Source organism: Mesorhizobium sp. LSJC285A00 (assembly GCF_000503155.1).
Classification (GTDB): Bacteria; Pseudomonadota; Alphaproteobacteria; order Rhizobiales; family Rhizobiaceae; genus Mesorhizobium.
Genome location: NZ_AYVK01000013.1, coordinates 92,083 through 114,188 on the forward strand (window position 1 = coordinate 92,083; position 22,106 = coordinate 114,188).

At 62.6% G+C, this 22,106-nt stretch carries 15 protein-coding genes; 8 read left to right on the forward strand and 7 right to left on the reverse strand.

Annotated features, from left to right (window positions below; translation table 11 throughout):
• Positions 1–72: 72 nt before the first annotated feature.
• Positions 73–1,458 carry a M20/M25/M40 family metallo-hydrolase gene (locus X726_RS155530; RefSeq protein ID WP_023669785.1) on the reverse strand — a complete coding sequence of 462 codons (1,386 nt, stop codon included), beginning with the start codon at positions 1,456–1,458 and terminating at the stop codon, positions 73–75.
• 444 nt (positions 1,459–1,902) lie between these two features.
• Between X726_RS155530 and polA the strand changes: the two genes are divergently transcribed.
• Together polA and X726_RS1000000171085 are read left to right on the forward strand one after the other, a co-directional pair.
• A complete protein-coding gene (polA, locus tag X726_RS155525) occupies positions 1,903–4,905 on the forward strand; it encodes a DNA polymerase I (RefSeq protein ID WP_023669786.1) in 3,003 nt (1,000 codons plus the stop codon).
• Between the two features lie 7 nt (positions 4,906–4,912).
• Positions 4,913–5,209 carry a hypothetical protein gene (locus X726_RS1000000171085; protein ID WP_023669787.1) on the forward strand — a complete coding sequence of 99 codons (297 nt, stop codon included), beginning with the start codon at positions 4,913–4,915 and terminating at the stop codon, positions 5,207–5,209.
• 199 nt (positions 5,210–5,408) lie between these two features.
• Here X726_RS1000000171085 and X726_RS155520 read toward each other — a convergent pair whose 3' ends face one another.
• Positions 5,409–5,813 (reverse strand): Fur family transcriptional regulator, encoded by a 405-nt coding sequence (locus X726_RS155520; RefSeq protein WP_023669789.1) that lies wholly within the window; start codon positions 5,811–5,813, stop codon positions 5,409–5,411.
• Between the two features lie 295 nt (positions 5,814–6,108).
• Here X726_RS155520 and X726_RS155515 point away from each other — a divergent pair, with 295 nt between their 5' ends.
• The 5 genes from X726_RS155515 (at position 6,109) to amrB (ending at position 14,424) form a co-directional block, all read left to right on the forward strand.
• Complete coding sequence (locus X726_RS155515) at positions 6,109–8,328, forward strand: caspase family protein (RefSeq protein ID WP_023669790.1); 2,220 nt, start codon at positions 6,109–6,111, stop codon at positions 8,326–8,328.
• A gap of 89 nt (positions 8,329–8,417) precedes the next feature.
• Complete coding sequence (locus X726_RS155510) at positions 8,418–8,810, forward strand: hypothetical protein (RefSeq protein ID WP_027049727.1); 393 nt, start codon at positions 8,418–8,420, stop codon at positions 8,808–8,810.
• Positions 8,807–9,520 carry a hypothetical protein gene (locus X726_RS155505; protein WP_023669792.1) on the forward strand — a complete coding sequence of 238 codons (714 nt, stop codon included), beginning with the start codon at positions 8,807–8,809 and terminating at the stop codon, positions 9,518–9,520. Before X726_RS155510 ends, X726_RS155505 begins: the two co-directional genes overlap by 4 nt.
• Positions 9,521–9,577: 57 nt before the next feature.
• The gene (locus tag X726_RS155500; RefSeq protein ID WP_023669793.1) at positions 9,578–12,556 is read left to right on the forward strand and encodes a caspase family protein; all 2,979 of its coding nucleotides are present in this window, start codon (positions 9,578–9,580) and stop codon (positions 12,554–12,556) included.
• Between the two features lie 149 nt (positions 12,557–12,705).
• Positions 12,706–14,424, forward strand: coding sequence for an AmmeMemoRadiSam system protein B (gene amrB / locus X726_RS155495; RefSeq protein ID WP_023669794.1), 1,719 nt, complete (start codon positions 12,706–12,708; stop codon positions 14,422–14,424).
• Positions 14,425–14,453: 29 nt separating this feature from the next.
• Here amrB and X726_RS155490 read toward each other — a convergent pair whose 3' ends face one another.
• Positions 14,454–16,256: a hypothetical protein gene (locus X726_RS155490; RefSeq protein ID WP_245272104.1), complete on the reverse strand. Its 1,803-nt coding sequence runs from the start codon at positions 16,254–16,256 to the stop codon at positions 14,454–14,456.
• A 188-nt stretch (positions 16,257–16,444) separates the two neighbouring features.
• Positions 16,445–17,524 carry a serine protease gene (locus X726_RS155485; protein ID WP_023691993.1) on the reverse strand — a complete coding sequence of 360 codons (1,080 nt, stop codon included), beginning with the start codon at positions 17,522–17,524 and terminating at the stop codon, positions 16,445–16,447.
• Positions 17,525–17,926: 402 nt separating this feature from the next.
• Between X726_RS155485 and X726_RS155480 the strand changes: the two genes are divergently transcribed.
• Positions 17,927–19,018: a trypsin-like serine protease gene (locus tag X726_RS155480; RefSeq protein ID WP_023683034.1), complete on the forward strand. Its 1,092-nt coding sequence runs from the start codon at positions 17,927–17,929 to the stop codon at positions 19,016–19,018.
• 80 nt (positions 19,019–19,098) lie between these two features.
• Here X726_RS155480 and mgrA read toward each other — a convergent pair whose 3' ends face one another.
• The 3 genes from mgrA to X726_RS155465 are packed head-to-tail and all read right to left on the reverse strand — an operon-like array spanning position 19,099 to position 22,103.
• Positions 19,099–20,145, reverse strand: coding sequence for an L-glyceraldehyde 3-phosphate reductase (gene mgrA, locus X726_RS155475; protein ID WP_023669798.1), 1,047 nt, complete (start codon positions 20,143–20,145; stop codon positions 19,099–19,101).
• A gap of 57 nt (positions 20,146–20,202) precedes the next feature.
• Positions 20,203–21,345 carry a Gfo/Idh/MocA family oxidoreductase gene (locus tag X726_RS155470; RefSeq protein ID WP_023669799.1) on the reverse strand — a complete coding sequence of 381 codons (1,143 nt, stop codon included), beginning with the start codon at positions 21,343–21,345 and terminating at the stop codon, positions 20,203–20,205.
• An 11-nt stretch (positions 21,346–21,356) separates the two neighbouring features.
• On the reverse strand, positions 21,357–22,103 hold the full coding sequence (locus X726_RS155465) for a sugar phosphate isomerase/epimerase (RefSeq protein WP_023669800.1): 747 nt from the start codon (positions 22,101–22,103) through the stop codon (positions 21,357–21,359).
• Positions 22,104–22,106: the final 3 nt, after the last annotated feature.

Consider the following 22,106-nt stretch of genomic DNA (forward strand, 5'->3'; position numbering starts at 1 on the left):
TCTCCGGATCGCGGCGTAACTCGTCCTCGCCGCGATCCGCTGAAAAATCAACAAGAAAACTTCCCAGCCTCCTCAGCGCGTCAGCGCATCGAGAATGCGCGCCCAGGAGCGCTGGCCCTTGTGGAAGGAGGTCAGCTCGTATTTCTCGTTGGGCGAGTGGATGCGGTCGTCGTCGAGGCCGAACCCGACCAGCAGCGATTCCATGCCGAGATAGGTCTGGAAGTCGCCGACCACCGGTATCGAGCCGCCGCTGCCCGTCGTCACCGCTGGCTTCGGCCATTCATCCGACAGCGCAGTCTTGGCCTTGGCCAGGAATGGCGAGTCGTAGGAAAGCTGAATTGCCGGCCCGCCGCCATGCGGGTGGAATTCGACCGAACAGTCCCCGGGAATGCGCGTCTTGACGAATTTCCGGAAAGCGGCGCGGATCTTCTCGGGGTCCTGCTTGTGGACGAGGCGGAAGGAGATTTTGGACGACGCTTCCGCCGCGATCACCGTCTTGAACCCCTTGCCGGTATAGCCGCCGATGATGCCGTTGAACTCGGCCGTCGGCCGCGCCCAGGTCAGTTCCATCACCGAGCGGCCTTTTTCGCCCGACGGGATCGACAGGCCGATCGGTCCGAGGAAGGTTTCGGCGGTCTCGCCCAGAGTTTCCCATGATTTCAGGATCTGCGACGGCGTTTCCTCGACCCCGTCATAGAAGCCGGGAATGGTGATGTGGCCGTTCTCGTCATGGATGTCGGCGAGGATTTTCGCCAGGATGCGGATCGGGTTGGCGGCGGCGCCGCCATAGAGGCCCGAATGCAGGTCGCGATCGGCGGCCTTGACCGTGACCTCCTCGCCGACCATTCCGCGCAGCGAAACGCAGATCGACGGCGTTTCGCGGTCCCACATGCCTGTGTCGCAGACCAGAGCGAAATCGGCCTTGAGCTCATCGGCATTGGCCTCGAGGAACGGCTTGAGCGACGGCGAACCGGACTCCTCCTCGCCCTCGAACAGGATGGTGATGCGGCAGGGCAGATTGCCATGCACCTGCTTCCAGGCGCGGCAGGCCTCGACGAAGGTCATCAGCTGCCCCTTGTCGTCGGCCGAGCCACGGCCGGTGATTACCTTGTGACCGGGCTCGATCTCCTTGACCGCCGGCGCAAACGGGTCGTTCTCCCAAAGCTCGATCGGATCGACCGGCTGCACGTCGTAATGGCCGTAAAACAGCACATGCGGCGAACCGGCGGGGCCTTCATGGTGCGCAACCACCATCGGGTGTCCCGGCGTGTCGCGCACCGAAGCGTCGAAGCCGATCAGCTTGAGGTCCGCCACCAGCCATTCGGCGGCCTTGCGGCAGTCGGCGGCATAGTCGGAATCGGTCGAGATCGACTTGATGCGAAGCAGGCCGAACAGGCGCTCCAGGCTATGGTCGAGATTTTTGTCGAGACAGTCTAGGACGGAGGAAATAGTGGACATTACTGCGGGCCTTTCTTTTCGGTGCCGGGACCGTAAAGGCAGCGCATCAAAACGAAAAGCCCGCGATCGTTGGACCACGGACCGTAAACACTTGTCAGAAGGCAAAAAAGAACCGCCGTGGTGGAGGGGAACCACGGCGGTCTTTTACTCGAAACGATGCGGCAGCCCGGAGAGGGGGGATAGGCTGCCGCAATTGTCCGGGATAGGCGGGGGACGGGCCTTGCTCCGGACTCGGCGAAAACTGCCGATGACCTTTATTTGTGTCTCGGATCGTGGCGTTTCAAGGGCACAAAAATTACACTTTTGTAACATAGCCGTGAGCGCCGAGGCAAACAGCAGCAGGGCCTATTGGCAGGCAGGCTCTGTCAGCATGTCGCCGCAACACCTGTTGGAAGCCCGCCTTTGCCATGGACCGCGCCGTCCCGGCGCGCTATCCCTGCCGGCATGAAAAAAGGCGACCATCTCTTCCTTATCGACGGCTCCGGCTACATCTTTCGCGCCTATCATGCGCTGCCGCCGCTGACCCGCAAATCCGATGGGCTGCCGGTCGGCGCGGTCTCCGGCTTCTGCAACATGTTGTGGAAGCTGATGCAGGACGCCCGCAACACCGATGTAGGCATCGTGCCGACGCATTTAGCGGTCATTTTCGATTATTCGTCGAAAACCTTCCGCAACGATCTCTACCCGGAATACAAGGCAAACCGCAACGCGCCGCCCGAAGACCTGATCCCGCAATTCGGTCTGATCCGCCAGGCAACCGTGGCCTTCAACCTGCCTTGCATCGAGATCGAAGGCTACGAGGCCGACGACCTCATCGCCACCTATGCCAGGCTGGCGTGCGAGGCCGGCGGCGACACCACTATCATCTCCTCCGACAAGGATCTGATGCAGCTGGTCGGACCCACGGTCGGCATGTACGACCCGATGAAGGACCGCCAGATCGGCATCCCCGAAGTCATCGAGAAATGGGGCGTGCCGCCGGAAAAGATGATCGACCTGCAGGCGCTGACCGGCGACTCCGTCGACAATGTGCCGGGCGTACCCGGCATCGGGCCGAAAACGGCGGCGCAGCTTCTGGAACAGTTCGGCGACCTTGACGGGCTGCTCGCCCGGGCCAGCGAGATCAAGCAGGACAAGAGGCGCGAATCCATCATCGCCAATGCCGACAAGGCGCGCATATCGCGCCAGCTGGTGACGCTGAAGAACGACGTGCCGGTGACCGACGGGCTCGACCATTTCGTGCTGCATGCGCCGGATGGGCCGAAGCTGATCGGCTTTCTCAAAACCATGGAATTCACCTCGCTGACCCGGCGCGTTGCTGAAGCGACCAGCACCGAAGCCGGCGATGTGCAGGCTGTCGCCGTCACCGTCGAGCGCGCCGACACCGCGCACGGCCCCGATGTCGGTTCCGGCATAGCGGCGCCTGCGGCAACACAGGATGAAGCCAAAACCGAAACCGCCAGGGCCGGCGACGCCCCTTCGCTGCTTGCCGCACTTCGCCTGGAAACGGCCGCTGCGGCCAAAATCGATCCTGCCGCCTATGTCGCCATCCGCGACACGGCAACGCTCAAGACCTGGCTGGCCCAAGCCAAGGAGACCGGAACCGTCGCCTTCGACACCGAAACCACGTCTTCCGATCCGATGCTGGCCGACCTCATCGGTTTCTCCCTCGCGATCGGCCCCGGCCGCGCCGCCTATGTGCCGCTCGCCCACAAGAGCGGCGCCGGCGACCTGCTCGGCGGCGGCACGCTGGAGAACCAGATTCCGGTCCGCGAGGCGCTGGCGCTGCTGAAGCCGTTGCTGGAAGACAAATCGGTGCTCAAGATCGCCCAGGACGCCAAATACGACATCGTCGTCATGAGCCGCCACGGCATCGATATCGCACCCTTCGACGACACGATGTTGATTTCCTATGTGCTCGACGCCGGCACCGGCCACCACACTTTGTCCTCGCTTGCCGACAAATGGCTCGGCCATGCCACGACGCCGCTCAAGGATCTCGCCGGTTCCGGCAGAAGCTCGGTCGGGTTCGAGCAGGTCGACATCGACCGGGCGACCGCCTACGCCGCCGGCCATGCCGACGTAGCGTTGCGGCTATGGCAGGTGCTGAAGCCGCGACTTGCCGCCAAGGGCCTGGTTTCGGTCTATGAGCGGCTGGAACGGCCGCTGGTGCCGGTGCTGGCGCGGATGGAACAGCGCGGCATCTCAGTCGACCGCCAGATCCTGTCGCGGCTCTCCGGCGAGCTGGCGCAAGGCGCCGCACGGCTGGAAGAGGAAATCTACGGCCTTGTCGGCGAGCGCATCAACATCGGGTCGCCAAAGCAACTCGGCGACATCCTGTTCGGCCGCATGGGCCTGCCCGGCGGCTCCAAGACCAAGACCGGGCAATGGTCGACCTCCGCGCAGCTTCTGGAAGACCTCGCCGCCGAAGGCCACGAACTGCCGCGCAAGATCGTCGACTGGCGTCAGCTGACCAAGCTGAAATCGACCTACACCGACGCGCTGCCCGGCTTCATCCATCTCGACACCAGGCGCGTGCACACATCGTATGCGCTGGCCGCAACGACGACGGGCCGGCTGTCCTCCTCCGATCCCAATCTGCAGAACATCCCGGTGCGCACCGCGGAGGGACGCAAGATCAGGACGGCCTTCATCGCCGACAAGGGCCAGAAACTGGTCTCGGCCGACTACAGCCAGATCGAACTGCGCGTGCTTGCCCACGTCGCCGAGATCCCGCAGTTGAAGCAGGCCTTCGCCGATGGCGCCGACATCCACGCCATCACCGCCTCGGAAATGTTCAACGTGCCGGTCGAAGGCATGCCTTCCGAAGTGCGCCGCCGCGCCAAGGCAATCAATTTCGGCATCATCTACGGCATCTCGGCCTTTGGGCTGGCCAACCAGCTGTCGATCCCGCGCGAGGAGGCCGGCGCCTACATCAAGAAATACTTCGAGCGTTTCCCCGGCATCCGCGACTATATCGAGGCAACAAAAGCCTATGCCCGCGAGCATGGCTTCGTCGAAACCATCTTCGGCCGCCGCATCCACTATCCTGAGATCCGGTCGTCAAACCCGTCGATCCGTGCCTTCAACGAGCGCGCCTCGATCAACGCCAGGCTGCAAGGCACCGCTGCCGATATCATCCGCNCGTCGATCCGTGCCTTCAACGAGCGCGCCTCGATCAACGCCAGGCTGCAAGGCACCGCTGCCGATATCATCCGCCGCGCCATGGTGCATATGGACGAGGCGCTGGAAAAGGCCGGCCTGTCCGCCCGCATGCTCTTGCAGGTGCATGACGAATTGATCTTCGAGACGGTTGAAGCGGAAGTCGAGGCGACGATCCCCGTGGTGCGCAGGGTGATGGAGAACGCGCCGATGCCGGCCATCTCGATGTCGGTGCCGCTGCATGTCGATGCCCGCGCAGCGAACAACTGGGACGAGGCGCATTGAAGGTGCGATGATTGTCTTTGTCACCGGAGACCTGCTGGCCGCCCAGGAAAGCTATATCGCTCAAGGCGTGGCAGAGGGCAATCAAGAGGGCCTTGGCACCGGACTTGCGCTGAAGATTTCGAAAAAGTGGCCGAATGTGCAGGCTGCGTTCAAGAAATATGCTCGGACCGGCAGGTTTATTGGGGGTCATATCTGGACATTGGAGCCAGACGGCAATCAGCCGGGCTTCATTTATCTGGCAACCCAGCCAGATATGTATCACGCCACGCTTCCCTATTTAGGAAAGCAGTTCGCGGGCTTGTGAAATGGGCCGACAAAAACCGGGTAGAATCCATCGCCTTGCCAAAAATCGGGTCTGGGCTTGGCAAATTATCTTGGCTCGACGAGGTGAAACCCCTGCTTATGGAGCAGCTAACACCTGGGCCTACGCGGTACGTCGTCTATGAGACATTCTTGAACGAATTCGAGAATAGCGCACCGCCTCGGCTCAAGTAGGAAGCAAGCTAAGCCGCCTCAGCCAGGCACTTGGCACACGTCCCTCGAAACTCGATCACCGCCTTCTTCGCAGCAAACCCGGTCGAGCGCACCCATTCGTCCAGCCGATGGTCGACGTCATGGTCGGACATCTCCATCACCTGCCCGCATGTGTCGCAGATAGCGAAGGCTGTCATCGAATGCGTATGGTCGTGCGGTTCGGCGCAGGCGACGAAGGAGTTGAGGCTTTCCAACCGGTGCACGAAGCCTGACTTCACCAGGCTGTCGAGCGCCCGGTAAACCTGTAGCGGCGCGCGGAAACCGCGCTCGCGCAGCTGGTCGAGAAGCGTATAGGCGCTGAGCGGTCCGCTGGCGGCCTCGAGCTTTTCGAGTACGCTCAGCTGATTCTTCGTCAGCACATCCCTTGCCGCCATGATCCCGTTTTCCGATCGTTTAGAGCATGATGCCGAAAAGTGTGGAGCGGTTCTCGGACGACATCACGTTCCATCTGTTTGATCCAGCGCCGCTCGCAAATCATTTCTGCCATGCGACGGTCTCAATTCCCTTGAGATAGCGACGAAGCAGGCTTTTTGCCACTGTTTCCGTTATCGCCATCGACACCATGACCACCACCGCCGATTGACGGCACCGACCACATTCAAAATACTGACAAAATTCGCGACGAAAGGTGCCGCACTTGCAAATTCGATCGGGCTTGGGGAAGCAATTATGATCAAACTGACACGACGGACGCTGCTCGTCGGCACGTCGGCGCTTGTGGCTGCCGGTACGGTTTCGTTCCGCGCTCTCGCCGCCTCGCGCACCTATCACGCGCTGCTGGTTGCCTGCACCGACTATCCGAACCTGCCGCAGAAGAACTGGCTGATCGGGCCGAAGAACGATGCCGGCCTGGTGCGCGACTATCTCCTGAAGAACACGCCCGATCCGGTGCAGTTCTCGGCCGAGAACGTGATCCTGCTCGCTAAGGACGTCGAAGGCGCCAACGGCCTGCCGACGCATGCGGCGATCAAGGCCGCCCTTGCCGACCTCGCCGGCAAGGTGCAACGCGACGATTTCGTCTATCTGCATCTGTCGGGCCACGGCGCCCAGCAGCCGCAGGCCAAGGCCGGCGACGAGACCGACGGCCTCGACGAGATTTTCCTGCCCTCCGATATCGACAAATGGATCAACCGCGAAGAGGGCGTGCCGAACGCGCTGGTCGACAACGAAGTCGGCGCCGCACTCGACGCCATCCGCGACAAGGGCGCCTTTGTCTGGGTGGTGTTCGACTGCTGCCATTCCGGCACCGCGACGCGCGCCGCGGAAGTCGATGACGAACTGGAGCGCAAGGTCGAGTTCGCCGACCTCGTCGGCGGCGACGACGCGGCGAGAGCAGCCGCGGTGAAGGCCTATGACGACATCTCGGCAAGCGCATCGCGCGGTTTCGACGAGAATGGCGGCCGCAAGCCGGCCTTCAACCTGACGCCGACCGGCGCAGAGCCGATCGCCCGGGGCAAGCTGGTCGCCTTCTATGCCGCGCAGACGGTCGAGACGACGCCGGAAATGCCGCTGCCCAAGGGCACGCCCGACGCGCCGCGCTTCGGCCTGTTCACCTTCACCATCCTGTCGAAATTGGCCGAGAACCCCAACGTCACCTATCGCCAGCTCGGCCAGGCCGTGCTGCAGCAATATTCGGCCGACGGCCGCACAAGGCCGACGCCCCTGTTCGAGGGCGAACTGGACGCCCGCGTGTTCGGCACCGACAAGACCGATGCCGTCATGCAATGGCCGATTGCCGTCAAGGACGGCGATGTCGCGATCGGCGCCGGGCTGCTGCAGGGTCTGACCCCCGGCAGCAAGCTCGCCATTTTGCCTTCGGCGCTGTCGAAGCTCTCCGACGCCGTCGGCTATCTCGAAGTGAAATCGGCAAAAAACCTCGAAAGCCAGCTCGCACCGGTCGAATTCGACGGCAAGCCGGCGCTTGCGCCGACGGCGGTGCCCGCCGGCGCCTATGCGCGCGTTGCCGAACTCGCCGTCGACTACAAGCTGCTGGTGGCAAAGCCGGCGCCGACCGCAGGGCTCGAAAAAGAAACCGAGCTGGTCAATTCGGTTCTGGACGAATTGGTGGCGAAGCCGAAGTCCGGCTTCCACATCGCGCTGGTCGAGCCTGGCAAGAGCGCCGATCTGCGGCTTGCGGTGCTGCGCGAAAAATCCATGGACGGCGCTGCCGCCAACGCCAGCGACGAACCGGCGCTGTGGTTCCTGCCGGCGTCCGGCGACATCAGCCTGAAGGACGGCAGCAAGCCGCCGCGCATCGTCATCCATCAGGATGGCCGCGACAAGCTTGCGGAAAACACAGCCAAGACCCTGACCACGATCTTCCGCGCCACCGGCCTGTCGCGGCTCGCCGCGGCGTCCGACTACCGGCCGGACGAGGTCAGCGTCCAGTTCCTGATCAAGCGCCAGGACAGCGATGCGCTGGAGCCGATCGAATCGTCAACGGTGCCGCGCGTTTCGCCGGGCGATCAGGTACACATTGCGGCCAAGAACGGGTCCGACGAGTTCGTCGACATCAACGTGCTGTATATCGGCAGCGACTATTCGATCGCCCACATCGTCGCCGAGCGGCTGGCGCCGATCAACCAGCAGGCCGACCAGGGCCTGAAGGAAGGGCTGCTCGCCTTCACCGACACCAGCTTCGGCATGGAGCGCATGATTGCCGTGCTGACCGAGGCGCCGCCGCAAAGCGAGAAAGAGGATTTGAGCTTTCTTGCCCAGGAAGGCGTGCGCGCCGTGACGCGTGCCGCATCGGGAACGCCTGGTTTTTCCGACATGCTGGCCGACATCGGCATGGCACCGGCAACGCGCTCCGTGATGCGGCTTGCCGACAAGAGCGGTCCCAAAGGCGCGGTGATGATCTTCCCGATGGAGACGGTGCCCCGCGCCTGACCTGACATTGCTTCGCCGGCTCTTGTAGGCGTGATATATGAACATTCCCGGCTCGCGACACCTCTATGCGCCGCGGCTGGATGCAACAGATGAGGACATCAGTGACTATCCCCGTGCTCTCCTGGCGTGCAGCGACGGTCGGCCTTGCCGGCAGCCTGTTGCTGGTTGCCAGCGCCTCGGCGGACGAGAATTGCGGCCTGTGCGCCAAGCAGATCGTCACCAATTCCGAGCTCGCCACCTGCTTTCTCGACCAGTACGACCAGATCGCCAAGACCGGCAACACGGCCGTTGTCGTCGATCTCTCCAGCTGCGCCTCGCGCGGCGTGGTCGAGCCCTTGCCGTCACCCAGCAAGGCGGCTGCCGAACCGGACGTGCAGTTCATGATTTCGCGCACGCAGCTCGATTGCCTGAAAAAGAAGCTGGAGACACCCGGCATCGTGCTCGATCCCACCGCCATCATCCAACTGGACAGCTGCGGATGAAAAAGCCGGGGGGCGCTGCAACGCAGAAATCGCCGGCCACATCGGCGCCTCCGCCGGCCAAGAAGCCGGCGACCTTGCCCGAAACCACCGAAGGCTTTCCGTGGCCGAGCAGTCACGAGATCAAGAAGGAAGCCAACCCCTTCACCGACCGCGACTGGCGCATGCTGATCTACGCCTGGTCGGGTCTCGCCGTGCGCCTGGCGATCATCTTCACCTTGGCCTTCTCGGTCTTCCAGTTTCTCGCAAACCAGGAACAGAAGCGCGTCGAGCAGACGATGTCGCTGGTCGAGCTTTGGGAAAGCAAGGATTTTCAGCAGGCGCAGCGCGCGCTCAAGGAGCGCCTCTCGTCGCTCAACGCCAAATACGACAATCTGCTCAGCGCCACGCCGTCGCCAACCGAGGAACAGGTTTTCCGGCAACGCATCGGCATCGAGGCGATGACTGCCGGCGGCGGCACCATGCCGATCGCCGATTTCAACGACAATTTCGACCGCATCGTCTATTTCCTCAATCGTCTCTCCATCTGCGTCGAGGGCAAGCTCTGTTCGCGCGATGTCGCCGATGCCTATTTCCGCGACTATGCGGTGTCGTTCTGGAGCTATTTTGCCGGCTACATCGAAAAAGAACGCAAGGCCGGTTCCGCCAATTATGCCCAGGCGATCGAGAATTATGTGCGTCACGGGTCGCCGCCGTCCGCCGACTCCAAATAGCGGCGCAACAAGGTGCCGGTCAGCTCCCATGCCCTGCGTGCTTTCCGGTGGCTGGTCATGCTCGGTCTTCTGGCGCTGGCGTCGGTCGCCCGTGCCGAGGACCTCGATTTCCATCTCGATCTCAACACCGGCGGCCACAGCGCCAGGGTCACCGACCTTGCCTTCACGCCGGACGGCGAGGAACTGGTCTCCGCATCTGACGACAAGACCATCCGCATCTGGGACTGGCAGAGCGGGGTGACGCTCCGCACCATTCGCGGCTATCTTGGCAATGGCAATGACGGCAAGGTCTTTGCGATTGCCGTGTCGCCGGACGGCAAGACGATCGCCGCCGGCGGTTATTTCGGCGCCGGCATCGGCGACAAGCCCCCTTATGGCGATATCAGGCTGTTCGATTTCGCCACCGGCAAGATCAGAACCGTGCTCAAGGCCGCCGACTATGCCATTTATGATGTCGCCTTTTCACCCGACGGAAACACGCTCGCCGCCGGCGGTGGCGATGGTTTCGTCTACCTCTGGCGGGCGGACGACAAATCCGCTTCCGGCTGGACACTTGCCGAAAAACTCGATGCCGATTCCTGGCGTGTCGAAAAGCTCGCTTTCGCCGCTGCGGGAACCCGGCTGGTGGCGACGACCACCGACAACGGCATAAGGCTCTGGGACATCGCCAAGTCAGAGGAAATCGCTTTGCCCGCCGAGGCCGAGCCGCTGCGCGATGTCGGCGTCGCCGCACTCGCCGTGTCATTGGATGGCAGCCTGTTCGCCACCGGCAGCAAGGACGGCGACGTCCAGCTCTGGCAGGCCAGCACGGGCAAATTCGTCCGCGCCATGCCGAAGCAGGATTTCCAGATCGGCGCTCTGAGCTTCGCCACGGGTTCGCGGCTTGTTGCGTCATGCAGCTATCGCTGCGCCGACAAGCATCGCTCGGTGGTCTGGAATACCGACAGCGGCGAGCAACTGCTCGACTATAACGGCCATGACGGCACGGTCTTTGCTGGCGCCGGCAATGCCGACGGCTCGCTGGTGGCGACAGCCGGCGGCACCCGCAACGCCATCCAGGTCTGGAACGCCATGACCGGCGAGCGCAAGGCGATGCTGCAAGGGGTCGGCGAACCGGTGACGGCGATCGGGATCGATGCGGCGAGCAGCTCCATCGCTTGGGGCAACACCAACCCCTGCCCTGAACGCGTGTCCTGTCCCGAGCTGCAGGGCACGCTGGACAAGGTGCTGGCACTACCGACGGCCGAGCGGTTCTTCGAAGACCCGAAGGCGTTGGCGGAACAGGGCACCTATACCCGCGCCGCACTGACCGACGGTGAGTGGTCGCTTCGCGCCGTCCCCGGCGGCAAGGACGGCCTGGAGAATGCCGTGCTCGAAATCGCGAGCGGCGGAAAGGTGATGCACAGCATCGAGAATGCCGCCACCAATGGCTTCGTCCATTCGGCTTACACGCTGATCGGCAATGGGCTTGGCCTGATCACCGGCGGAAGCGACGGCACGCTGTTGGAATACAAAACCGCGACCGCCGAGGTATCGGGTGAATTCACCGGCCACACCGGCGAGATCAACGCCATGGTTGCCGTCGAGAAGGAAGGGCTGTTGGTCACCGGCAGCGCCGACCAGACCGTGCGGCTGTGGAATTTGAAGAGCCACAAACTGATCGTGTCGATGTTCTTCGCCGGCTCCGAATGGATCGCCTGGATGCCGCAGGGCTACTATTATTCCTCCGCCGATGGCGACAAGTTGATCGGCTGGCACGTCAATCAGGGCCGCGACCACGAAGGGCGTTTCATCAGCGCCGGCCAGCTGAAGAAATATCTCTGGAGCCCGGAAATGGTGCGCCGGGCCATCATCCTGCGCAGCGCCGAACAGGCGGTCCAGGAAATGCGCCCCGGCGTCGACCGCCAGCTGGAAAAGCTGCTCGAGCGCAAACCGCCGGAATTCGGCATCAAGCTTGCCGCCGACCAGAGCAACGTCCGCGAGGGCTATGTCGCCGTCGAGATTTCGGGCGCGCAGGAAGCCGGCGCCGATGTCGCCGGATTTTCGATCCTGTCGAACAGCCGCAATGTCGGCAATGTCACGGCGCGCTCGGCCGATGGCGGCAAGAGCACCATCGTCGAAGTGCCGGTCGAGAATGGCGAAAATACCATTCGCATCACCGGCACCAACGAGTTCGGCTATCTGACCGAGCGCAGTGTCACAGCAATTGGCAGGAAAACCGAAAAGCCCGCCAACAAGGGCAAGCTCTACGTCGCCGTGATCGGCGTCGACAAATATCCTTTCCTCACCGATGCATGCGCCGGCCACGCCTGCGATCTGCGCTATCCCGTCGACGACGCTACCGAATTCCTCAAGGTGATCTCGCAGAAATCCGCGCCCTTGTTCTCGGCGATGGAGACGCTGGTTCTGGTCAACCGCGAAGCGCTGGATGAGGCGCCCGATGCCGGCAAGGACGTGTTCAAGGTCGCCAGCGCCGACAGCATCCTGGAGCCGGATTCCGACACCATCGACGACCAGCTCGCCGATTTCCTCGACAGACCCGGCGAGAACGACACCACCATCATTTTCGTCGCCGGTCACGGCATCAACATCGACGAAGACTATTATTTCATCCCCACGGACGGCCGCAAACAGGATCCCGACCGCTGGAAGCGCTCCTCGCTGGTCGACTGGGGCGACATCCAGAAATCGGTTGAGCGGGCCAAGGGCATGCGCTTCATGCTGCTCGACACCTGCCACGCCGCCAACGCCTTCAACCCGCGCTTGGAAAAAGACGCGCAGGACGCACGCATCGTCGTCTTCTCGGCCACCGCTGCCAACAACACCGCCGCCGAACTGCCCGACCTCGGCCATGGCGTCTTCACCTATTCGATCCTCGAAGGCCTGCGCGGCCGGGCCAAGACCTCCGACGGCGGCGTGACGCTGTTCGGCCTCGCCGACTACATCTCGCGCGAAGTGCTGCGGCTGACCGCGTCCAAGCAGAAGCCGTTCTACTATGTCGGCGGCGTGGAGAACATTGTGCTGGCTGAGCCGTGAGAGGTCGGCGCCCAGGCACCCCCCTCTCGCCTGCCGGACATCTCCCCCTCAAGGGGGGAGATCGGTCTCTTCATTGTTGGAGATCTATTTTCAAGGTTGATGATTGGCGAAAGTCGAGGCGACATCCAATCTCCCCCCTTGCGGGGGAGATGTCCGGCAGGACAGAGGGGGGTGCCTGGGCACGGACCAGCATTCTGATCTTTGCCACCGCCTTGCTTATCCTCTCAGTGCCTCAAGCGTCTGCCGCTCCCATCACCTGCCCGCCCGGCGACACAAACTTCCCGTCCTTCTATTCCGACCCCACACTCTTCACCGACGCCATCGCCGCCGTCGCCAGAATCGAGCCGTCCAACCAACGCCTCACCGGCATCACAGTCCCCCACCACCTGCTCGTCGCAGATCTCGTCGCACTCGGTTTCCACGCCGCGTCCGGCTTCCGCTACAAGCGCATCGTCATCCTGTCGCCGGACCATTTCCACGAGACGCAGAAACTCTTCGCCACGACGCCGCGCGGTTTTGAAACAGTGCTCGGTCCAGTCCAGGCCGACACGGAAGCCGTGCACCTTCTGGAAGCGAACAGCGACATGGTCGAAGACTCCTGCCTGTTCGCCAGGGAGCATGGCGTGCAGGCGATGCTGCCTTTCCTGCATCACTATTTCCCCGAAGCTGAAATCGTGCCGGTGGCGATGTCGGTCAAAGCCAAGCGAGCCGACTGGGACCGGCTGGCGCAGGCGCTGAAAGCGATCGTCGACAAGGACACGCTGATCGTCGAATCCACCGATTTCTCCCACTATCTGCCGCAGCACGAAGCCAGGCGTTTCGACCAGCAGACGCTGAACATGCTCGCCGCCGGTTCGCTCGACGGCATCGCGGCGCTGCGCCAGCCGGATCACGCCGATTCGGTCGGTGCGCTCTATATCCAGACCAGGCTGCAGCGCGAACTGTTCGGTGCTGCGCCGCTGGTCGTCGCCAACGAGAACTCGCAGGCGCATTCAAGCGACTATGTCGAGCGCACCACCAGCTATGTCGTGGCGCTGTTCGGCGCCTTCGGCCCCGGCTTCAACAATCCTGCCCGTCCCGACGACAAGCTCTACTATTTCGCGGGCGACGTGAATTTCGGCCGCGCCATGAAGAAGATCCTGGTCCGCGACGGTGTTGCCGAGAAGATCGTCGAAAGCGTGCTGGCCCTGACCCGCTCGCGGCCGCTGATCGTCAATCTCGAAGGCGTGATCCTGCCCAACGTCCCTGAAGCGATCGACGACATGACGCTGGCGATGCCAACCGATCTCGCCATCGGCATGCTCAAGAAATTGCATGTCGCCGCTGTCAGCCTCGCCAACAATCACGCCTACGACCTCGGCCCGTCAGGCTATGCCGAGACGCTGGCCGCACTCGATGCGGCCGGCATCGCCCATTTCGGGCAGGGCGAGACGCTGGCGCTTGCCGATCTCGACCTGGTCGGGCTGACCGACATCGATACCAACGGCTCCAGGAACACCGACCTTCTGACGCCTGCTTTGCAAGACCGGCTGCTGCACGACAATGCCGAGCGGCCGGTGATTGCCTTCGTCCATTGGGGCCGCGAGTACAAGACGGAGCCGTCGCCGCGCGAGGAGATGCTTGCCGACCAGATGCGGCTGCGCGGTGTCACGGCAATCGTCGGCGGTCATCCACATGTATCGAGCGAGGCGATCCTGCCGCTCGGCGGCGGCGATGTTGCGGAGATCTATTCGCTCGGCAATTTCCTGTTCGACCAGAAGGCCGAACGATCGTCCGGGTCGATGCTGGAACTCAGGGTGTTCAGCCAGGGCACGATCTTTGCCCGGCTGATCCCGCTGCCCAATTATTTCGAGATGGGCTCGAAATAACGCCATTCCCGAAAGGATGTGACAGGATCTCAACAGCCTTGCAGATCTTCCGGCAGATAGCAAACCGCCGGGTTGGTGCTAGTTTCAAACAGCGACTGCTTCGGCCTGAAATAGAAGAACGTGGCCGGCTTGCTCTCGCGTGTGCTGCCATCGGCGAAATGGGCGGCGATGCTGAAACGATGGATCGACGACATGGAGGACCACATTTTCAGCCGTGCCGTGTAGGCGCTGAGATTCTTGTTGCCGCGCACCGGCATGGGGATGCTGTAATCGGTCTTGCCGATCGGAAATTCGATGTTCTGGTAGCGCAGCGCTTCGGGCGACGCGCCGCCGCCATCGCCGCATTCGGCGAGCGATTCTGGGACCTCGATGCTGACCAGCGAGACGACGACGCGAAACGGCTCGCTCTGCTGGTAGACAGCGCCATGATCGTCCGCCCAGGAATAATCGAACTTGCCGATCCCGGTCGCGCTCATTTTCTCGACGCTGCCGCTGATGTAATCGGCAACGTCGCCGAACTTGACCTTGTTGGCTACCTGGGCGCGGCAGACATCCAGGCTGTCCCTTGACGGGCAGGTGAAGCGCTCGGTCTCGAGCGTGGTTGTGTCGACGCCGGCTTCAATCAGCACGTTCTTGATCGAGACGTCGACGCCGTCGCCGAAAGTGCCGATGTCCTTCGTGAACGTGCGGCTCGGCTCGCCGGTCGCGTTGTCCTCCTCGTCGGTCCTGGTGAACTGGATCGACATCTTCATGTCTTTCACGTCGCCCCAGCCATTGTTGACGATCGAGAAGTCGGGGCGGAAGCCGACGCAGCCATAGTGCTCGCTGATCGACAGCATCGGCTTGCGGTAGGCCTCGCTCGCGGCCACCTTCATTTCCAGGCTGTCGATCTTGACCCTCGACTGGTCGGTGGTCTTGAGGTCGACTTCGGCGAAGGCCGGCGCCGTCTCCCAGTCCATGCCTTCATAGACATTGCCGGTACGAATCTCTCCGGTGCCGTTCCAGGCATCGTTGTACTGGTCCGACACCGGATAGATCGCGATGTCTTCGTCGCGCACCAGATGCTGGTACTGCATGTCGGCCTGCTGCGTCATGCGCTGGTCGACGGCAATGCCGATCTCGACCTTGTCGGCGGAACCGCCGCCGGTCTGCGCCTTGAGCAACCCGCCCACTCTGGCATCGGCCAGCACATCGGGGCGCGCACCGCCGATCTCCTTGCCCATCGCCCATTGCGACCAGTAGACGGTGCCGCCGGGCAGCCGGGTGCGGCCCTTGCCGTCCTTCAGCCCATCGGCAAAAGAGCCGACGAATATCTCGCCTGTCTTCGTCTCCAGCCTGCCCTCGCCATTCGGCACACCGGCCCTGAATTGCCCTTCATAGCGATTGCCGTCGGCATCGACATGGATCGCATGGCCGTCGAGCTGGCCGGCGACCCAACGGCCGTCGAGAATCTCGCCTGAACGCAGCTCCAGCCGGCCTTGTCCTTCGGGGCGGCCATTCCTGATCTCGCCGAAATAGCTGGAATAGATCGTCTTGGGGTCATAGCTCGCCGAGCCGCGTACGCGCCAGACCAGCCTGCCCTTGCCGTTGACGGTGCCGTCGGCTGCGACGGTGCGGTCCGGCGACACGCCGGCTGCCGGCTCCCAGGTGAAATCAAGACCCAATTCCGGGTGGGAATCCCAGACCCGTACATTCTTGCGCAGCACCGAACGTGTTTCGCTTTTATAGAGGATTTGCACCCGCTCGGCCCAGGCGCCATCGGGTGTGGCACCGCCTTGATCGGCCATAGCGGAAAAGCATGTCAGTGCGGCCAGCATGGATGCAGCCGCCATTGCTTTGACTCCGAAGATCATTCTTGCCCGCGCCATCTTACCCAACCCCTTGGATCGCCTAGCGTAAGCACCGCTGTAACACAGTGCAAGAGAGGTGTTTCGATACAAAAAAACCGGCGGCAGGAACGTCCCGCCGCCGGTTTGGTAGTGCTGGTTATCGCCGCTGTTTGCCGGCGAAAGATCGGGCCTTATTTGTACAGGCTGTTGATCCACGCCACGTTGGCAGCGTTCAGGCGCACCGCAGTGTTGGCGTTGGGGCTTTCGGCCACGTTCACGCCGGTGACGACGCGCTGCTTGGCGCCATTGTCGTAGGCGTAGACCGAGCTGCCGCTCGACCCCGGATAGGTGTCGCAGTCGTACTGGAAATACTCCGCGCCGACGTTTTCGGCTTTCACTTCGCAGGTCGCCTTCCACATCGTTCCCATCGGCTTGTCGCCGGGATAGCCAACGATGTTTGCGGTGAAATCGCCGAGGTTCTCATAGTTGGCATAACCCAGCCAGCCGAGATTGGTGCCGACATCCTGCTTCAGCGTAATGATGCCGAGGTCCCACGGAATGACCGAGCCGTAGTAACCCTGATAATTGTCGATGAAGCCCTGCAGGATATAGACGCTCTCGTAGCTGAAAGCGCCAAACGGTGCATCGTCGGCGGTGTTGCCGTTGAGCGACGGCACGAAGATGACGTCGTCGAGCCAAGCCTTGTCTTCATTGCTGTAGAGGCAATGCGCGGCGGTGAGCACCGTGCGCGGACCGATCAGGGTTCCCGAGCAGCTGCCGTAACCGCTCTTGGCTTTGCCTTCGATATACCCGATCGCGGTGAACGGGTAGGTCTTGGTGTTCTTGATCTGCTCGCGATCGTCGGCCCCGAACACCTGGCGGCCGGCTTCGTCGCCGCCCGTCAATCCGGTCTTGTCGGCGTTCGGTGTGTTGGCGGGCGCGTTCAATTCCTTGATGACAAGGTCCTTCAGCGTCTCGCCTGCATCGATCTTGATGTCCTTGCCATCGGCGGAACGTCCGACGATGCCATAGGATTTGACCGCCGTGCCCTCGTCGGTCAGCGGCGCTGCCCGGCTGGCTTCATCTTCGGTCAGTTTCGGCGGCGCGATCGGCTTTGCACGGCCGGGCTGGTAGTCGCCCGTTCCGAGATCGCGCATGCTTTCGCCATTGCCGGCATTCGCTGAGCCGGGATCGGCGGCGAAGGCAGGCATCGTCCACAGTGCGGTGGATAGCAGTGCGGACGCAATGATAGTGCTTGTCAGTTTCGTCATGGTGAGACTCTCCCAAAAATCAGCAAGGAGTGGAGCAAAATACAGAAATATTGTCGAGATCGTGGTGGAGTTAAAAAATTAGTTTGGTTACCCGCCCGTATCGGATCATCGGTCCGGGCGGCCTCGTTAAAGCCCTCCGCCAAACGCACCCGCGTCGATATACTGCCTAAAATAATCCAACATTGGCAATGACAAATCGCTTCCACGTAGCCCGTGGGGGGCTATAGGGTTTTGGTGGGCTCTGCCCGATGGGGCACGATTAGCAAAAGTCGTATTTCGGTTTTATGACCGCGCGGATGTCGTTCGTTCTGGCAGAAGGCGATCGAGGTACCGGTACCGCTTCTGTTGGTTATGCGTCATGGCGGCATGGCTCGGCATTTTTCATCTCAGGAGGGTTTCAAGGTGAACATTATCCATCGGTTCAGGCCGCTTGCCGCTGCATCGCTGCTGGGCATCGCGGCCGCTTTCCCCGCTGTCGACGCGCTCTATGCAGCCGACGACGCCGCCAGGCCGGAAGCGGCGGTCTCGCCGATGCAGCGCGTCGCCGAATCCCGGGACAAGGCCAAGGCCGAGAATCCCGACGGGGCCGACCGCGTCTATGGCGGCAAGGAAGCCGACAAAGGGGCCTATCCGTTCCAGGTGGCGCTGCTGACCAGCGCCCGGCTGGACCCCAGCCCGGCCTCGCAGCCGAACGCGCAATTCTGCGGCGGCAGCCTGATTGCTCCGCAATGGGTGCTGACGGCGGCGCACTGCCTCAACGACAAGGGCCGGCCGATTTCGCCCGACACGGTGACTGTGCTGACCGGCGCCACCGATCTTACCGAAGGCAAGCGCTACAAGGTGGTCGAGGTCATCGTCAACGAGGGCTACAGCGAACAGACGCTGGACAATGATCTCGGCCTGCTCCGGCTGGCGGAGCCCGCCGATGCGCCGGTCATCAAGATCACCAATGAGCCGACGCCAGACAGCGGCAAGACCACGGTCATCGGCTGGGGCAAGATGCAGGACGGCACCTTCCCGACCGCGCTGATGGTGGCCGATCTCGATCTCGAGCCGAGCGCTGCCTGCAACAGCGGCATCAAGTCGATCTATGCGCATGACCTAAAGGCGGCACTTGGCGATCTCTCCCACCGGATGCGTTATTCGGAAAAGGGCATCGATGCCGCCGCCAATGCGATCGCCGCCGATATGTCGGATCCGCTGACCAAGAACATGATCTGCGCCGGCACCGACAGCGGCGAACGCGACGCCTGCAACGGCGACAGCGGCGGTCCGCTGTTCATGACCGGCGCCAACGGTCCGGTCCAGGTCGGCGTCGTCTCCTGGGGCGAAGGTCCGTCCGACGGCACCGCCGCTTGCGGCCACAAGAATGCCTATGGCATCTACACGCGATTGGCCAACTATACGGGTTGGATCGAAGCCAAGATGAAGACCCCGGCTCCGGCAGCCGCGGCGGCGCCCAAGGCCGGTCTCGGCACGGCCAAGAAGCCCTGAACGGGCCCGAAGCTTGATAAACGCAAAACGGCGGGATCTTTCCCGCCGTTTTGATTCATGTCCGGTGCCGGCTGTTCCGCTTACTTCCGCGGCGGGCCTTTGCGCTCGGCCGACGCCGCCCACAGATTGATGTCGGACTCGCGTGCGTAAGTGTCGATTTCGGCGAGCTCGGCATCGCTGAACTCGAGCACCTTGAGCGCGCCGACGCAGTCCTCGACCTGTTCGGGCCGGCTGGCGCCGATCAGCGCCGAGGTGACCCGGCCCTTGCGCAGCACCCAGGCTAGCGCCATCTGCGCCAGCGTCTGGCCACGCTTGCCGGCGATCGCGTTCAGCGCCTGGATGTTAGCGATGGTCTTTTCGTTGATGAAGGCGGGCCGCAGCGACTTGCCTTGGCTGGCGCGGCTACCCTCGGGGATGCCGCCGAGATATTTGTCGGTCAGCATGCCTTGCGCCAGCGGCGAGAACACGATCGATCCGACACCGAGCCCTTCCAGCGTATCGAGCAGTCCGTCCTCTTCGACCCAGCGGTTGAGCATCGAATAGCTCGGCTGATGGATGATGCAGGGCGTACCGAGCTGCTTCAATATGTCGGCGGCCTCGCGCGTGCGCTGCGAATTGTAGGACGAGATGCCGGCATAGAGCGCCTTGCCGGAACGCACCGCATGGTCGAGAGCGCCCATCGTTTCCTCAAGCGGCGTATCCGGATCGAAGCGGTGCGAATAGAAGATGTCGACATAGTCGAGCCCCATCCGCTTCAGGCTCTGGTCGAGGCTCGCCAGCACATATTTGCGGCTGCCCCATTCGCCATAAGGCCCTGCCCACATCTCATAGCCCGCCTTGGTCGAGATGATCAGCTCGTCCCGATAGCCGGCGAAGTCGGTGCGCAATATCTCGCCGAAGGCGATCTCGGCCGAGCCGGGCGGCGGGCCGTAATTGTTGGCGAGATCGAAATGGGTGATGCCGAGATCGAAGGCCTTGCGCGCGATCGCCTGCTTGGTGTTGTGCGGCGTGTCGTTGCCGAAATTGTGCCACAGGCCGAGCGAGATCGCCGGCAGTTTCAGGCCGGATCGCCCACATCTGTTGTAGAGCATTTTCTCATAGCGGTGTTCAGCCGGCTGCCAGCGCATGGGTACAGATCCTGGATTGTATGGGTGTCGGCGCGAGCGCGCCGACACCCTTCTACCTCATTTCTGCTTCGCCAACAGTCCTTTTGCGTCCTTGACGCCGAGTGCAGCCGGCCGCTCGCAGCTGGTCTGCATGGCGACGAACTTGCCGGTCTCGCCCGACCGCAACAGGCCGGTCATGACATCGACGGCATGCAGCGCGAGCTCCATCGAGCAACGATGCGGCCGGCCCTCGGCGATCGCCAGCGCCATGTCGGCAAGGCCTGCGGTGCGGTAGTTGGCCATCATGCCCTGGCCGTGCATTTCGTTGGGCACGCCGAACGGATGCTGCCATTTCGGCAGTTTCTTCACCGGTTTTGCCGCCTTGGTTATGCGCACGTCGCCACCGAAGAAATTCGGATCCGGCACGAACACCGTGCCCGTCTCGCCATAGAGTTCCATCGGCGCGTGACCATGCGCCCAGACGTCCCAGCTGGTGTTGAGCGTGATCACGGCGCCGTTCTCGAACTCCAGCAGGCCGTGGATCGTCGTCGGCGTGTTCACCGGGATTTTTTCGCCCGCGCGCGGTTTCGACGAGATCGTGCGTTCCTTGGCAGGCGTCGTCGCGAAGGCCGCCACCTGCTTCACCGGCCCGATCAGCTGGATCAGGTTGGTGATGTAGTAGGGCCCGATGTCGAGCACCGGCCCGGCGCCCGGCTGGAAGAAGAAATCGGGATTGGGGTGCCAGTGCTCCATGCCGTGGCCCATCACATGACAGGTGCCGCTGGTGATCTTGCCGAGCGCGCCGGTGTCGATGAGGTTGCGCACCAGCTGGTGCGCGCCGCCGAGGAAAGTGTCCGGAGCCGAACCGATGCGCAGCCCTTTCTTCTCGGCCCGGCTCTTGAGGTCGAGGCCTTCCTTGACCGACAGCACGAACGGCTTTTCCGAATAGACGTGCTTGCCGGCATCGAGGATCTGCTTCGACACCCCGTAGTGCACCGCCGGGATGGTGAGGTTGACGACGATGTCGATCTCGTCATCCTTGAGCAGTTCTTCGACGGTCTCGGCGCGCAGCTTGAACTCCTTCGCCCGTGCCTTGGCCGCGTCCATGTTGATGTCGGCGCAGGCGCGCATCTCAATGCCGCGAAACAGCGGCGCCAGCGAGAAATACGCTTTCGAGATGTTGCCGCAGCCGATGACGCCGATACCCAGTTTCTTTGCCATGATGATTGTTCCTAGTAAGCCTTGACGGATGCGAGCGAGCGGCTGGCGAAGCGCTCGATATCGTTGGGGTTGTCCTGTTCCATGACGTAATATTTGGCCGCGCTCTTCGCCCGAAGTGTCTTGATCAGGCCGGCCCAGTCGATGGTGCCGTGGCCGACATCCGCCCAGCCGTCCTCGTCAAGGCCTTCGCCTGACTTGGCCATGTCCTTGACATGGACGGCGCTGATGCGCTTGCCGTGCTTTTCGATCCACGGCAGCGGATCAACGCCACCGCGGACTACCCAGGCGACGTCCATCTCCCAGCCGATGTCGGGCGCAGCCGACAGGATGTGATCCTGCGGCACCGAGCCGTCGGCGAGTGTCTTGAACTCGAAATCATGGTTGTGCCAGGCAAAGCCGTAGCCGGCTTTTTTTGCGGTCTCGCCGACCTTGGCCAGACGCTCGCCAAAGCCGCGCCAGCCGGCAGCGTCGGCCGGCCGCTGCTCGGCCAGCAGATAGGGACAGATGACGAGCGTGATGCCGAGTGCGTCGGCTGTTTTGCGTACCCCGTCGAAATCATTCTCCAGCGCATCGATCGAGAAATGTCCGGTCGGCATCGAAAGCCCGTTCTTGTCGAGTTCGGCGCGGAACGCCGTGGGGTCGTCATAGACGCCGCCGAAACCTTCGACTTCCTTGTAGCCGAGCTTGCCGAGCATTTTCAGGATGCCGTCCCACGGCTGGAAATTGCGGGCGCTGTAGAGTTGGAATGACCAGTTCATCGT

Bases quoted from the DNA above. Each gene is read 5' to 3' on its own strand.
- X726_RS155530 (WP_023669785.1), bottom strand. From the start codon at position 1,458: ATGTCCACTATTTCCTCCGTCCTAGACTGTCTCGACAAAAATCTCGAC.
- X726_RS1000000171085 (WP_023669787.1), top strand. From the start codon at position 4,913: ATGATTGTCTTTGTCACCGGAGACCTGCTGGCCGCCCAGGAAAGCTAT.
- X726_RS155520 (WP_023669789.1), bottom strand. From the start codon at position 5,813: ATGGCGGCAAGGGATGTGCTGACGAAGAATCAGCTGAGCGTACTCGAA.
- X726_RS155515 (WP_023669790.1), top strand. From the start codon at position 6,109: ATGATCAAACTGACACGACGGACGCTGCTCGTCGGCACGTCGGCGCTT.
- X726_RS155510 (WP_027049727.1), top strand. From the start codon at position 8,418: ATGAGGACATCAGTGACTATCCCCGTGCTCTCCTGGCGTGCAGCGACG.
- X726_RS155505 (WP_023669792.1), top strand. From the start codon at position 8,807: ATGAAAAAGCCGGGGGGCGCTGCAACGCAGAAATCGCCGGCCACATCG.
- X726_RS155500 (WP_023669793.1), top strand. From the start codon at position 9,578: ATGCTCGGTCTTCTGGCGCTGGCGTCGGTCGCCCGTGCCGAGGACCTC.
- amrB (WP_023669794.1), top strand. From the start codon at position 12,706: ATGTCCGGCAGGACAGAGGGGGGTGCCTGGGCACGGACCAGCATTCTG.
- X726_RS155490 (WP_245272104.1), bottom strand. From the start codon at position 16,256: ATGGCGGCTGCATCCATGCTGGCCGCACTGACATGCTTTTCCGCTATG.
- X726_RS155485 (WP_023691993.1), bottom strand. From the start codon at position 17,524: ATGACGAAACTGACAAGCACTATCATTGCGTCCGCACTGCTATCCACC.
- mgrA (WP_023669798.1), bottom strand. From the start codon at position 20,145: ATGCGCTGGCAGCCGGCTGAACACCGCTATGAGAAAATGCTCTACAAC.
- X726_RS155470 (WP_023669799.1), bottom strand. From the start codon at position 21,345: ATGGCAAAGAAACTGGGTATCGGCGTCATCGGCTGCGGCAACATCTCG.
- X726_RS155465 (WP_023669800.1), bottom strand. From the start codon at position 22,103: ATGAACTGGTCATTCCAACTCTACAGCGCCCGCAATTTCCAGCCGTGG.